The sequence below is a fragment of the Candidatus Nitrosocosmicus sp. R genome (assembly GCF_054408505.1).
Genome location: NZ_CP167090.1, coordinates 3074286 through 3088012, shown reverse-complemented (window position 1 = coordinate 3088012; position 13727 = coordinate 3074286). Strand labels below are relative to the sequence as shown.

Below are 13727 nucleotides of genomic sequence, written 5' to 3'. Positions count from 1 at the left end.
TACAGTATATAGTATAGCTACTTAGGGTTTCACTAATAACTTTCCAATCATCCAAGGATGAAATAGACAAGTATATTCATAAAATCCGGGTTTATTAAAAACAACAGTGAAGGAGCTGCTAAAAGAGTAATCAAAGTTCTGTTTCTTATCCAAAGCTAGCAATGGCCCAGAGTTAACGAATTTTTCAGTTCCATTAAAAGCATATATAGAGTCTCTTTTTAGTTCCGTTACATTATCATCTGCTGTAATTACGGTAGGAGTTAATGCTCGTGCATTTAACACCATAACAATCCGTGTTCCATTACCAGTCGTTTCTTCTAATGGCTCTCCCAGATTATTTAATACAGGGACAAATTGTGTGTTATTAGAAACGTAGAAGGGAACTCCGATCTTTTCGGCATTATCTAAATCCCTTATAAAGGTAACAGTATGAGGATTTGGAACATCAACTCCGTTATACCACGTTATACTGTCCCCGGCAGTTATTTCTACATAATTAGGAAAATACTTTGTAAAGGATACAGTATTATTTCCTTCGCCCACCTTAATAGCGTAATTATCAGGCTTTACAGATAAGGTGTTATTACCGGTTGAAGAACTATTGTTGTTTTTGGCATCAACTGTAGCATAAACAGAATTAATATGAATAGTAAAGATAAAAACAGTAAATAAGATTCCTAGATGAAAAATTTTAAAAACTAGCATTTCCTAAATCCATCTATATTTCTTACCATTACAATATATTGTTTTTTATATTCAAGCTAAAAATAGGATTATTTGATAAGCTAAAGCCCCAATTAATTAAGATCAAACTATATTTTAGTAAATTATTCAAATAGGAATATGATATTTAGGTAAAATCATCCTGAAGTGATTTTGACTCGATTAATTCTTGAATCTCCTCATTCATCTTTAGGAACCTAATACCCTTTTCAGTGGTCCTGTATTTACCGTCGGTGCCAAGAGCCAACAAGTTATTCTCTAATAGTATAGGCAAATATTCCTTTATCTGAGCATATGATAGAAAGGCCTTGTACATTATTTTAGTTTTTGAAATGCCCCCATTAGCGGCATTTAGGATATTAGAAATTATTTCGGTCCTATTCCGATATTTCACACAATAATATAGAAGAATGTATTATATAACTTATATTGTTGATTATTCTATATTAATATACTATAGTCGATTTAATTATAAATACACAAGATTATAACAGGATATTAATTATTGATTATTGATTAACTATAGCTATAAAGTTGACTAATAAGAAAATCAATTTTTCAGAATGTGAAGCGATTATCTTTGATATAGATGGTGTATTAGTTGACGTAAAGAAATCATATGATGAAGCAATAATAAAAACAGCCCAGTTTATTCTAATTAAGAGTTTTAACATAAATTTAGATAACTTTCCTTTTCAGGACATGATTTCTAAACTTCGAAATACGGGCGGATTTAATAATGATATCGATACCGCTTATTCAATAGTCCTAATAATTTTATATTGTATCTTAATTAATAAAATGAATACAGACAAGACCATCCAAGTTTTTCGTAGTATATTGGAGAAATTAGATGACAGAGGTAAAGATTCGGTAGAAAAAGAGCTCGAGAAGATCGGAAATATAACATCCATAACAAAAGAATTAAGATATCCAAGTGATGGCGATACGATTTCCACACTTTTTAATGAAATCTTTTATGGTCCAATTTTATATAAAAAGCGGTTCAATAAGGAGCCAATATATTATTTTGACGAGCCACTCATAAACAAGGATATTCTAATAATTAAAGAGAGTACAATACGTCTTCTTTCAAAGAAATTTAATGGAAATTTGGGATTGATATCCGGACGGAGCAAAATTGCTTCTTATTTCACTCTTAACAGTCTCATAGATTACTTTGATGAAAAAGCTTGTGTGTTTTTAGAGGATGAAAATAGAGAAGTTTCCAAACCTAACGCATTTTCCCTACACAAGGTATTTGATAATTTAAAATTGACTAGTGCATTGTATGTAGGAGACTCCATTGCAGATCTTTTGATGGTAGAAAATTTTAGGAAGCAAACAACAGAGGATAGAATATTTTTTTGTGGAGTCTATGGGGATGGGGATGGGGATGGCAAAAATAAAAAAGGATCAATTGATAAGAAAAGACTGCTAAAATCAAATAATGCAGATGTAATCATTAAAAATGTAAACGATTTACCAAATATATTAAATAATACAAAAAATTAAAAGCACATAGTGATTATTGAGGATCATCAACGTACGTGTGAAATTGAAAGAAGGACGAAGGAAGTAAATATAGTGACTAAAATCAATTTAGACGGAAAAGGAAACTCAAACGTTAATACAGGGATCGATTTTTTAAATCATATTGTAGTATCTTTTTCAAAACACAGTAAGATTGACATTGATTTGAAAGCAAAAAGTGAGGACGGTATCAAGCATCATTTAATAGAAGATACAGGTATCGTATTAGGCCAAGCCATTGATAAGGCCCTCGGCAAGAGAGAGAACATTAATCGTTTTGGAAATGCCACAGTTCCAATGGATGAATCCGTTTCAAGCGTCGCTGTAGATCTGATAAAGAGACAATATAGTCACATCGATATGAAATTAGAAAGAGAAAAGATTGAGAATATTTCGCAAGAAGACATTATTCATTTTTTTCAATCATTCATTGGAAATATTAATTGTTGCATGCATGTTATCGTACATTATGGAACAAATGATCACCATAAAATCGAATCGGCCATAAAAGCCACCGCAGTTGCATTAAGGAATGCCATAGGGATTGATCCAAATAGCGATGGAGATCCTACCACCAAAGGGATGATGTAGTATATGGTGAAAATATCAATTTTTGATTATGGAGCCGGAAACATTTTTAGTCTTCAATCATCCTTTCAAAGAAACGGAGCACAGGTATCAATCATAAATGATTTTGAAGAATCATCAGAAGTGGATGGAATAGTATTACCCGGTGTTGGAAATTTTGATCCAGCAATTATTTCAATAAACAAATGTAAAACGGGATTCTCCCGATTTATGAAAAAAAACATTCCAGTCTTGGGAATATGCTTGGGAATGGAGATGTTATTTGAGAAAAGTGAAGAGGGACAATTAGCAGGACTTGATATAATTGAAGGAGAAGTATTGTCCCTCCCCAAAAACTTAGTAAAAATCCCTCATATAGGATGGAATAGTTTGGAGATAACAGATAAGAAGAGTAAATTATTTGAAGGAATACCAAATAAATCTTGGGTCTATTTTGTACATTCTTATTATACTACACCTAAAAATAGCGACATAATAACATCAAGATCGAATTACGGAGTACACATCCCGGCCTCAATAGAAATTAACAGTATTTATTGTACACAATTTCATCCAGAAAAATCAAGTACAATTGGCGAAAAAATGATTAAAAACTTTGTAAATATTTGCAAACGATCAAAATGAAAAGCATCGCAGCAATTGATCTATTAGATGGCCAAGTAGTAAGATTGGTTAATGGTAAATTAGAAAATAAAACTGTGTACGATGACAATCCATTAGAAGTAGCAAAAAAATGGGAATCCAAAGGGGTGGATATGTTACATATAGTTGATCTAAATGCAGCTTTGAATACAGGAAAGAACAATAGCGAAATAATATTAAAAATAATTGATTCGGTAAACATTCCAGTACAGGTTGCAGGCGGTATCCGAACTATTAACAGTATAAATAGATTCTTAGACATCAAAAAGCCAATAAAGGTTGTCATAGGAACATTTGCTTTCAAACAGCCAGAGATGATACAAAAGATATCAAAGAAAAGACTAAATCGGATTATAATTTCAGTAGATCATAATAAAGAAAATGTAATGATCTCTGGATGGAAGGAATTTTCAGGTATAAAATTATTTGATGCCATCCGGTTTTACCAAGAACTGGGTATTAATGAGTTCTTGCTGACAAATATTGACAAAGATGGCACTTTGGAAGGTCCCGATATAGAAACACTAATCAAAATAAATAACACCTTTAAAGATGTAAAAATAGTTTCTAGCGGAGGAGTCAGCAATATAATAGATATATTAAAGTTAAGGAACGTTAATTGTTATGCAGTAATCTTAGGGAAAGCATTGTATGACGAGAAATTGAAAATAGAACATGTTCAAGAATTGATTTAATATGGCAGTGGCAAAAAGAATCATTCCCTGTCTGGATGTAAATAAGGGTAGAGTTGTAAAAGGTATTAACTTTAAGGAACTCAAAGATGCGGGAGACCCTGTCAAATTAGCCAAACAATATAGCGACGAAGGCGCTGATGAATTAATATTTTTAGACATTACTGCGGCTGAGGAACATCGCAAAACAATGAAAGATATTGTAAAAAATGTAGCTAGTGTAATAAACATACCATTTACGGTTGGGGGCGGCATAAAGACATTGGAAGATGCACGTAATCTACTCCTAAGTGGTGCAGACAGGGTTTCAATAAATACCGCTGCAGTAGTAGACCCGGAATTGATCCAGGAATTGATGTGTATTTTCGGAAAGCAGTGTATAGTAGTTGCTTTGGATGTAAAAAGAAACTATGATCAAGGTGGAAAATATTTTTTTTCCAAGGATGGAAAAAAATATTGGTTTGAAATCAAGATTTTTGGTGGGAAAAAATCTACTGGAATTGATGCGGTCCAATGGGCTAAAAAAGTTGAAAAGATGGGAGCAGGAGAAATACTTTTGACAAGTATAGATACAGACGGGACAGAAAATGGATACGATATTGAATTAATTAATGCGATTTGTGATAAAATAAATATTCCTGTAATAGCCTCTGGAGGATGCGGATCGGTTGATGATATACTAAAAGTGTATAAAAAAACAGATGTCGATGCAGCATTGGCAGCATCTCTGTTCCATTTTAACAAGGCAAAATTAAAAGAGGTTAAAAAATATTTAGAGAAAAATAATATATTAGTAAGACCATAATGTTAAGTTAATGCAGTATGGGGAAAATACAACAACAGTAACAATAACAATATACTAAAATTTAGAACTAAAAGTATTACTTGTCAGAGGAGCATTAATCACCTATCTAAAGTGTTTTGACGATATCAAAAGTGAAAAACTCCTTCTTATATTCCTCATTCATAATTTTAATATCTGTCACTACGGCATCCTTAGGTCCCGACTTACACCAACTAAGCATTTTATCAATATCGACATCCAAACCCTCCATTACAGACTCTACCCGTCCGTCTGACAAATTTCTAACCCAACCAACGATACCTAACTCCTGTGCCTTTTGTGCAGTGTTTTGACGATAATATACCCCTTGTACCTTTCCACTTACAAAAATATGAACCCTAGTATAATTTATCAAAGTCAAAACACCATATGATATTTGAATCATACAAAATTGTTATGGAATTAAGCCGCCTTCTTCTTCATAAAGATCCTTATAAGAGGTGCCTTTTCTTATTAATTTTATATCGCCCTCACAAGTTTTCATCAGAACTGGGGGCTTAGTTTGACAATGAAAGGGCATATTAAACACTAGAGAATAAGCTCCTACATTATAAAACAAAATATAATTTCCAACGTTCGCATATGACAGGTCGGATAGTTTCGAGGTAGGAAAAACATCTAAAGTGTCACACAACCTTCCCACAAGATGAATATTCTTCCCAGTATACTGTTTGTTAGAATTGGAAAAGTAAATACGATTATTGGTGTTGGTGTTGGTGTTATTTGATATCACTTCCTGAGGATATTCTTGTTTAAGTAAAGCAGCATCTAACAAAAGATGATATCCAGTATCTAAAATAACTATTTTATGATCATTGTATTCTTTAGTGTTGACAATTTTTGATACCATTATAGACGATTCTGCAACTAGGTATCTACCACTCTCTATCATTAGTGTAAATTTACCATGAGAGGACACTAGATTATTCAGTTTTTCTATATAAACAGACGACATTTCACTTGGGGTAGGAACGGGCTCGTTATAAAATACCGGAGTCCCGCCACCAATATCCAGTGTTTTTAATGAAAAATTGGGGATTTCTTTTTTTAGTTTATTTAATAATGAATTTAGTCGGTCTAGAGCACTAACATAACATACAAAGTCGGTAATTTGAGACCCCAGATGAAAATGAAAACCCTCAAACTCCAATAAAGGATTATCAAAAATGGATTTAACAATGAAATAAGCTGAATCAACTTTTCCACCGTTTAAAGGAACTCCAAATTTGCCATTTTTGTAAGATGCACGGACCTCGGCTTTAACACCTACCTCAGGATTCATACGCACCATTACTTTAGGAATAATGCCAACAATGTTAGCAGCTTGAGACAAATTAACTAATCCAAAGTAAGAACTAACGACAATTCTCGTAATCCCATAAGAAAGGACCTGCTTATATTCATCCAGTTCTTCTGTTACACTTGTGTAGACAATATTTTCAGGATTAATGTTTAATTCTCTTATAAAAAACAATTCACCCAACGAAGTAAGATCAAAAGTAATATTGTCTTTCATGAATGTTTTAAGAATAGATGGATTAAAATTAGCTTTAATTGAATAGGCAATCTTTACATGACCATGAAATTTTTCATAAGCTCCGTTAAGTTCTAAAACTTTATCATGCAGAGCCTCTTCGTCTACTAGATATAATGGAGTACCATATTTTTCAACCAACTGGCTAATTTCTTCGTCTGTAAAAAAACGATTAATCTTAGATAACGTTACTTTGTTTTGAATAATCTGTAGTGCATTTTCAACCATTCTTTTTGTGAAAGTTATTCAAGAAATTATACTTAAAAACATTGCCCCTAAAAATTATTTTCATTTTAATAATTATGTTAAATAATTTATAATAATTTTTATGCAATATTAATAAAAAATATAAGATTATGACTTTTTTCAACTAATAAAGAAATCAAAATATGGGAGAAAATAGAAAAATTACCTATAGTAAGGTACTGTAACTTTCTCACCCGACTTACTATCTCTTTGAGTTTTTATCTTCTTTACAGCATCTTCGAAATGTTTCATTGTAACATGTGCCTCCGATGCATGTTTTGCAGCGTCTTCAGGATTACTATATTTTTGAAGATACTCATGCAACACGAGTGAAACCGCCGTATTTGCAACAGCAGATACATCAGCTCCACTAAATCCATCTGTAATTTCAGCGATTCTATCGAAATCAACGATGTCAGAAATAGGTTTTTCTGATGAATGAATTTCCAATATTTTCTTTCTTGTAGCCTTGTCAGGTAAAGGCACATACACTATCTTATCAAACCTACCCGGTCTTAACAATGCAGGATCGATCATATCCGATCGGTTAGTTGCGGCAATAATAACTACACTGGTTAATTGTTGAATTCCATCCAATTCGGTTAATAGTTGCGAAACGACCCTTTCAGTTACCATGCTATCACCTCCCAGTCCTCTTACTGGTGCGATAGAATCTATTTCATCAAAGAAAACAACACATGGTGCGGCTTGTCTTGCACGTCGGAAAATTTCTCTGACTCCTCTTTCGGATTCGCCAACCCATTTTGACAATAATTCCGGTCCTTTCACGCTAATGAAATTAGCCTCAGATTCTGTGGCAACTGCCTTGGCAAGCATCGTTTTTCCGGTACCAGATGGACCATGCATCAGAATTCCTTTGGGATTAGAGTGACCTAGTTTTGTATAAAGATCTGGGTACCTTAATGGCCATTCCACTGCTTCCTGTAGCTCTCGTTTAACATCATCTAATCCACCTATATCATTCCATTCAACATCAGGAGATTCCAGATAAACTTCCCTCATGGCAGAGGGCATCACTTCTTTAAGAGCGCTTTCAAAGTCAGACATGGTAACAATCAATTTATTCAATACTTCAGGATTTATTTTCTCATCCTCCAAGTTAAGTTCAGGTAACAATCGTCTAAGACATTTCATTGCAGCCTCCTTACAGAGATATTCCAAATCTGCACCAACAAAACCATGACTTACAGATGCTATTTTTTCTTGATTTACATCTGATTCTAAAGGCATATTTCTTGTATGAATTTGTAAGATTTCCAATCTACCACGCTTATCAGGAACTTTGATTTCAATCTCTCGGTCAAATCGACCAGGTCTTCTTAGAGCTGGATCGATGGCATTTGGTCTATTTGTGGCAGCAATAACTATAACTTTACCTCTTGCTTCCAATCCATCCATCAAAGATAATAACTGAGATACAACTCTACGTTCAACTTCTCCTGTTACTTCTTCTCGCTTTGGAGTTATAGAGTCTATCTCGTCGATAAACATTATAGAAGGAGCCTTTTCCTTGGTTTCTTTAAATATTTCACGCAGTCTTGCTTCAGATTCACCATAGAATTTGCTCATTATTTCTGGACCAGAGATACTTACGAAGTGTGCATTACTTTCATTAGCCACTGCTTTTGCCAACAAGGTCTTACCGGTACCTGGAGGTCCATACAACAACACTCCCTTTGGTGCCTCTATACCCAGTTTTTCAAATATTTCTGGATGTCGTAATGGCAGTTCAATCATTTCACGAACTTTTTGGGCTTCCTCTTTTAGGCCACCAATATCTTCGTATGTAACTTGTGGTACTCCACGGAGAGTTTCTCCCCGTTCAGCGATATGAAATACAGTTTTTTGAGTAACTAAAACGGCATCAACACCAGGACCTGGGGTGACACCTATGACTTGAAATGTAAGTCTACCACCAAAATATGGCACCATCACATTGTCGCCTTTGATTAATGGTACACTTTCAAGAGCATCAGCTAAATATCGTTCATCAATTGGAGGAATAGCTTCTAATGGTGCAACTATAACTTTTTCTGCAGGAACAGCTTTAATCTTTCTGACAATTATAGTGTCTCCTATAGCTACACCTGCATTATTTCTAACCAGACCATCAACTCGGAGTATACCCTTACCTTCGTCCGAAGGATAAAGAGGTAAACATTTTGCAACTGTTCTACGTTTACCTTTAATTTCCACGACATCACCTGTAGATGCGCTCAAAGCATCCATAGATTCATAATCAATTCTAGCAACACCACGGCCTACATCTCGGGTATAAGCTTCTAGCACCTTTAGTGATATGGTGTTTTGGCTCATAATTATATAACTACACAACTCTTTATAACTTTATTATCAAGAGTTGGATGATTTCTCAGATATTCTTTAATTTGGAAAATTTCAAATTAATGTGTCTGATTCCATTATAATAGAAATTATGTTATACTATCAAAATTCCTAGAACTATCAAGAATAAATTTAATAGCGGGCCTTTGAGATCGATATATTAGATTTAATTGGGAAAGAGGACATTAGTAAGAAGAAGAGGGAAAGGAGGAAAACAATTTAGAGCAATTATAGTTGGAAAAATAGCTCCCACTAAATATCCTAATTTTGAGATTAATGAAGTTCATCATGGTATTGTAATGGATTTGGTACATGAAAGAGGAAGAGATGCACCAGTTGCTAAAATTAAATTTGATGACAATAATTATTCATATATTCCGGCCCCAGAAGGTACAACAGTCGGAAGCAAAATTGAGATAGGAAATGGAGCAAAACCCTTGTCTAAAAATATTCTAGACTTAGGATCCATACCAGATGGAACACTTGTTTGTAATATTGAAAAAAATATTGGCGACGGTGGAAAATTGATAAAGGCAGCCGGAACATCAGCAATAGTATTTTCACATTCCGTTGATAGCGTAAAGGTGAAATTCCCATCAGGAATGATCCTAAATATGAATCCCAAATGTCGTGCAATGATTGGAGTTGTTGCAGGAGGTGGAAAATCGGAAAAGCCGTTCCTTAAAGCCGGTAATAAAGCAAAATACATGCAATCCAGAGGAAGATTATACCCAGTAGTAAGAGGAATTGCTCAAGCAGCAGTATACCACCCACATGGTGGAGGAAGACATCAACACATAGGTCATCCATCATCTGTAGCAAGAAACACCCCGCCTGGTGCCAAAGTAGGTAATATTGCACCCAGGAAGACAGGAAGAGCAAGAATTAAGAGGAGACAATAAATTAAGAAATCAAAAAAAAATTTATTGTAATGTATGATATCTCAAAAATACTTGGTGAAATGGAATTTGCTTTAAACACCAACAACTTTTTGAGATTAACTGCTTTGGAGGATCTTCATAAAAATGAAAAAGGAGATCCGTTTAAAATTTTGATTGGCACTATTCTTTCATCTAGAACAAGAGACGAAAATACCACCCAGGCGCTTATAAAACTATTTAAGAAATATGAAGGAGTAGAAGAGATTTCTAGAGCGAATTTGGACGACATTAAAAAGGAGATATCATCCGTCGGTTTTTACAATATCAAGGCAGCTAGGATAAAACAAGTCGCAAACATTATAGAAAGTGAATTTCATGGGCAAGTACCGGATGATGAAGAAGACCTATTAAAACTACCAGGAGTAGGAAGAAAAACTGCAAATTGCGTACTCGTATATGCATTCCAGAAATCGGCCATACCTGTAGATACCCATGTGCATAGAATTTGCAATAGATTAGGAATAGTAAATACAAAAAGTCCAGAAGAAACAGAAAAAGAATTGTCTGCGTTGGTAGACAAAAAACATTGGATTAGACTAAATTCTGCATTTGTGAGGTACGGCCAAAATATTTGCCTGCCGCTAAAACCAAAATGTAATTACTGTAATTTAAGACACATTTGCAAATATTATAAAGAAAGCAAAAAAGCAAAAAAGGTCTAAGAAAGTTTCCAGTATTTTGGGCATCTAGTTCGATAACTTTAATTCCGCTTCTTCCAAAACAACAAGAATATCACGGTTCCGCCTACACCTACTATCATTACTAATGGCATATAGTAAAGAACAGATTCAGTTAGACTGCCATTGAGAACTTCGAATTGGATAGAGCCCCCAAGTGTAGAATTAGGCATTGAGGGTTCATCTTTTCCATAAACTTCTATAGATCCCACGTCGAATCCGTTTAATCCAAGTTTATCTACTACTATCCTTTTTCCGTTAGTGACAGACAATCCTTGGACATTGGCGTGAGATACGGTTACCGGACCATCCGTAGACCACCCATTTTGATTGTTTTCATACATTCGCATATATCCAGTGTCATTTGTATTCACAGATACTATGAATCTCTTTGACTGATCACCATACAACATCAATTCGATAAATTTCTCACTAGGAGGTGCCTCCTTAATTTTTATGATGGTTTTAGAATCATTATTATTGTAATAGCTAAGATTATTATATATCGAGATAATCCAATTATTTATCTTTGGTTCATCAAAAACATATTCAACCGGATTACGTCTATCATTATTAGTATCATTAAAAGGCAAAACAAAACTTTCTGAGACATTGGATTTGGCTGTTTGAAATTCTTGAGAATTATTAGTTAATTGAGAGAAGACGGAATTCGGGGGAAAAATACTCACCACCATAACAATAGTTAAACCTAAACCAAGAATTAAAAAAATGTGGTAATATGATAAATTATAAGTTGAAAATTTATAATTTATTATCATATTAATTCTTCATAATGCGATTATATATTTGTAAAATATAGTAAATCAATCTACAAATGGTCTTGGATAGGATAATATTACTTTAGAAATTTCAGGTCTCATTAGATGAGAAGGTGGTAAATCGCCTGAGGAAAACATTTTTCGCATTTTGGTTCCACTTAATTCTTCTCTATAGTTCAAATCATGGGGACAGGTGCGTTCGTTAACATAGCTTTGACATTTTTTACAGAAATAAAAAGCTGGAAAGAAGATAGGCTCGATTTCAAGGTCTGGATAATCTTTAAAAATATCGTGAGCTGCAAATGGGGAATAATAATTACCTACACCGGCATGATCCCTGCCTATTATTATATGAGAGCATCCAAAATTTTGACGCATAATAGCATGATGGATGGCTTCTCTTGGTCCGGCGTATTTCATTTCGGTATGTAAGGTGGAAAAAATGATCCTAGATTTGGGATAATAATTATCTATCAAGACCGTATAGGAATTCAATATTACATCGTCTTTAAAATCTCCTACCTTTTTTTTACCTATTAAAGGATTTATAAATAAGCCATCGTAAATGTTTAACGCAGCTTTTTGTAACATTTCGTGAGCCACATGTGGAACATTTCGGGTTTGAAATGCAACCGTACTTTTCCAACCTTGATCTTCAATCTCTTTTCGAGATTCTGCTGGAGTTAAGCGAAGTGGGTCTAAAAACTTTTTGTTGGGAGTATTGACTATTTTAACCTCTCCTGCAATAAGTATATCCTGCATTGTAACAAATTTATTAAATCCAGGATGTGATGGATCGTCAGTTTGAAAGACGGATTTAGCGCTTTGAGTTTTATCAAATTTATACAAGTCTTCTACCTGCATTACTCCAAAAATTTGACCGTTGTTACGTAAAGCAACTTGTGATGAATCCTTTACTTTTTTTGCTAACTCTTCATTAGCATCTAAAATAATAGGAATGGTCCAAGGTAAATCGTTAAATAGTCTCCCTTTTTTTACTACGCTGGTAAAATTTTCTTCATTCATAAATCCTTTTAATGGACTAAATACTCCAAATGAAATATTTTCTATTTCCTTTTTTACTCCGGTATCTACATCTATTGTAAATAAATCCTTGTCAATTCTAGACAGATCTATAAAATTATTTGTTAAACTACCACCATGTGGTCTAGGCATCCTTCTATGAAATGATATGAGGTTATTTCTTTCTTCTTTTTCTAGTATGCTTTGCTTTGCTTTGCTTTGCTTATCTTACCTCATCTTAACTCATAAGGGCTAATTATATCATAAACTGGACTTTTTTAACTTTTATTCCAATGGAGTCCACATTCTTTATGAAAATCAGTTTCCCACCACCATCTGCCAGCTCTTAGGTCTTCACCTGCTGCTACTGCACGGGTGCAAGGAGCACAGCCTATACTCGGATATCCCTTATCGTGTAGTTTATTATAAGGTATGTTATTTTTTTTTATATAATCCCAAACCATGTCATTGGTCCAGTCTACGATAGGATTGATTTTGACGATGTTGTTATTTGATTCATCAATTTCAACTTTTTTTGCATTAGACCTAGTAAAAGTCTGCTCACGTCTTAACCCGGTTATCCAGGCATCCAGATCCTTTAATATTCTTTTTAAAGGATGGACTTTACGGATTTCACAACACAATTTCCGTTCTTGAACGCTGTTGTACATTAGATTTACTCCATTTTCTGTCACCATTTTCTCTATTTCCATAAAGTCTGGAAACATAGTTTCAATAGATATAGAGTACTTTTTTCTTATTTTGTCCATTACATCATAAGTTTCTGGATTAAGTCTACCTGTATCTAGAGTAAAAACTCGAGTATTGTCACCATGAATATTATACATCAAATCAATTATTACCACGTCTTCTGCTCCAAAACTTGAAGCAAAGGCTATTTTTGGAGAAAAGGTCTTGATTGACAAAGATAAGATATCTTTTGCAGTTTCTGTTTCATACTTTGATGGATTTGCAGAATAAAGTTTCATAAATTCAATTTTCCTATCATCGGTGTTGGACATATTATTAATTGGAGCTATAACTCATATAACATTATCTTAGCTCATGATGTGATCTGATCTGATCTCAAAATAAGAAGATATTACAAAGACATCTAGTTTATTAGGGAGGTTACCATAGT

15 protein-coding genes are annotated in these 13727 nt (G+C 33.9%); 7 read left to right on the top strand and 8 right to left on the bottom strand.

Annotation, left to right across the window (positions count from 1 at the left end; genetic code table 11):
* Positions 1 to 21 precede the first annotated feature (21 nt).
* Together AAGU22_RS16020 and AAGU22_RS16015 are read right to left on the bottom strand one after the other, a co-directional pair.
* On the bottom strand, positions 22 to 705 hold the full coding sequence (locus AAGU22_RS16020) for a cupredoxin domain-containing protein (RefSeq protein WP_458720092.1): 684 nt from the start codon (positions 703 to 705) through the stop codon (positions 22 to 24).
* A 145-nt stretch (positions 706 to 850) separates the two neighbouring features.
* Positions 851 to 1117, bottom strand: a complete 267-nt coding sequence (locus AAGU22_RS16015) for a winged helix-turn-helix domain-containing protein (protein WP_144734365.1) — start codon at positions 1115 to 1117, stop codon at positions 851 to 853.
* A 140-nt stretch (positions 1118 to 1257) separates the two neighbouring features.
* Here AAGU22_RS16015 and AAGU22_RS16010 point away from each other — a divergent pair, with 140 nt between their 5' ends.
* The 5 genes from AAGU22_RS16010 (at position 1258) to hisF (ending at position 4983) form a co-directional block, all read left to right on the top strand.
* A complete protein-coding gene (locus AAGU22_RS16010) occupies positions 1258 to 2238 on the top strand; it encodes an HAD-IA family hydrolase (RefSeq protein ID WP_458720091.1) in 981 nt (326 codons plus the stop codon).
* Positions 2239 to 2310: 72 nt separating this feature from the next.
* Positions 2311 to 2847, top strand: coding sequence for an imidazoleglycerol-phosphate dehydratase (locus AAGU22_RS16005; protein WP_458720090.1), 537 nt, complete (start codon positions 2311 to 2313; stop codon positions 2845 to 2847).
* A 3-nt stretch (positions 2848 to 2850) separates the two neighbouring features.
* Positions 2851 to 3468 carry an imidazole glycerol phosphate synthase subunit HisH gene (gene hisH, locus AAGU22_RS16000; RefSeq protein ID WP_458720089.1) on the top strand — a complete coding sequence of 206 codons (618 nt, stop codon included), beginning with the start codon at positions 2851 to 2853 and terminating at the stop codon, positions 3466 to 3468.
* A complete protein-coding gene (gene hisA, locus AAGU22_RS15995; RefSeq protein WP_458720088.1) occupies positions 3465 to 4181 on the top strand; it encodes a 1-(5-phosphoribosyl)-5-[(5-phosphoribosylamino)methylideneamino]imidazole-4-carboxamide isomerase in 717 nt (238 codons plus the stop codon). Before hisH ends, hisA begins: the two co-directional genes overlap by 4 nt.
* A gap of 1 nt (position 4182) precedes the next feature.
* A complete protein-coding gene (hisF, locus tag AAGU22_RS15990; RefSeq protein WP_458720087.1) occupies positions 4183 to 4983 on the top strand; it encodes an imidazole glycerol phosphate synthase subunit HisF in 801 nt (266 codons plus the stop codon).
* 106 nt (positions 4984 to 5089) lie between these two features.
* Here the strand turns inward: hisF and AAGU22_RS15985 are convergent, their stop codons facing one another.
* From AAGU22_RS15985 to AAGU22_RS15975, 3 genes are all read right to left on the bottom strand, one after another.
* The gene (locus tag AAGU22_RS15985) at positions 5090 to 5377 is read right to left on the bottom strand and encodes an acylphosphatase (protein WP_458720086.1); all 288 of its coding nucleotides are present in this window, start codon (positions 5375 to 5377) and stop codon (positions 5090 to 5092) included.
* A gap of 39 nt (positions 5378 to 5416) precedes the next feature.
* Positions 5417 to 6784, bottom strand: coding sequence for a diaminopimelate decarboxylase family protein (locus AAGU22_RS15980; protein ID WP_458720085.1), 1368 nt, complete (start codon positions 6782 to 6784; stop codon positions 5417 to 5419).
* Between the two features lie 180 nt (positions 6785 to 6964).
* Positions 6965 to 9139 carry a CDC48 family AAA ATPase gene (locus AAGU22_RS15975; RefSeq protein WP_458720084.1) on the bottom strand — a complete coding sequence of 725 codons (2175 nt, stop codon included), beginning with the start codon at positions 9137 to 9139 and terminating at the stop codon, positions 6965 to 6967.
* 197 nt (positions 9140 to 9336) lie between these two features.
* Between AAGU22_RS15975 and AAGU22_RS15970 the strand changes: the two genes are divergently transcribed.
* Both AAGU22_RS15970 and AAGU22_RS15965 read left to right on the top strand, forming a co-directional pair.
* Positions 9337 to 10068: a 50S ribosomal protein L2 gene (locus AAGU22_RS15970; RefSeq protein WP_458720083.1), complete on the top strand. Its 732-nt coding sequence runs from the start codon at positions 9337 to 9339 to the stop codon at positions 10066 to 10068.
* Positions 10069 to 10127: 59 nt separating this feature from the next.
* The gene (locus AAGU22_RS15965) at positions 10128 to 10769 is read left to right on the top strand and encodes an endonuclease III domain-containing protein (RefSeq protein ID WP_458720082.1); all 642 of its coding nucleotides are present in this window, start codon (positions 10128 to 10130) and stop codon (positions 10767 to 10769) included.
* 38 nt (positions 10770 to 10807) lie between these two features.
* On the opposite strand, the gene AAGU22_RS15960 is transcribed toward AAGU22_RS15965, so the two are convergent.
* The 3 genes from AAGU22_RS15960 to AAGU22_RS15950 form a co-directional block, all read right to left on the bottom strand.
* Entirely contained in the window at positions 10808 to 11479 is a 672-nt protein-coding gene (locus tag AAGU22_RS15960; RefSeq protein WP_458720081.1) for a hypothetical protein, read from the bottom strand.
* 129 nt (positions 11480 to 11608) lie between these two features.
* Positions 11609 to 12739, bottom strand: coding sequence for a sulfate adenylyltransferase (gene sat, locus AAGU22_RS15955; protein WP_458720080.1), 1131 nt, complete (start codon positions 12737 to 12739; stop codon positions 11609 to 11611).
* A 125-nt stretch (positions 12740 to 12864) separates the two neighbouring features.
* Complete coding sequence (locus tag AAGU22_RS15950) at positions 12865 to 13575, bottom strand: phosphoadenylyl-sulfate reductase (protein ID WP_458721807.1); 711 nt, start codon at positions 13573 to 13575, stop codon at positions 12865 to 12867.
* Positions 13576 to 13727 lie beyond the last annotated feature (152 nt).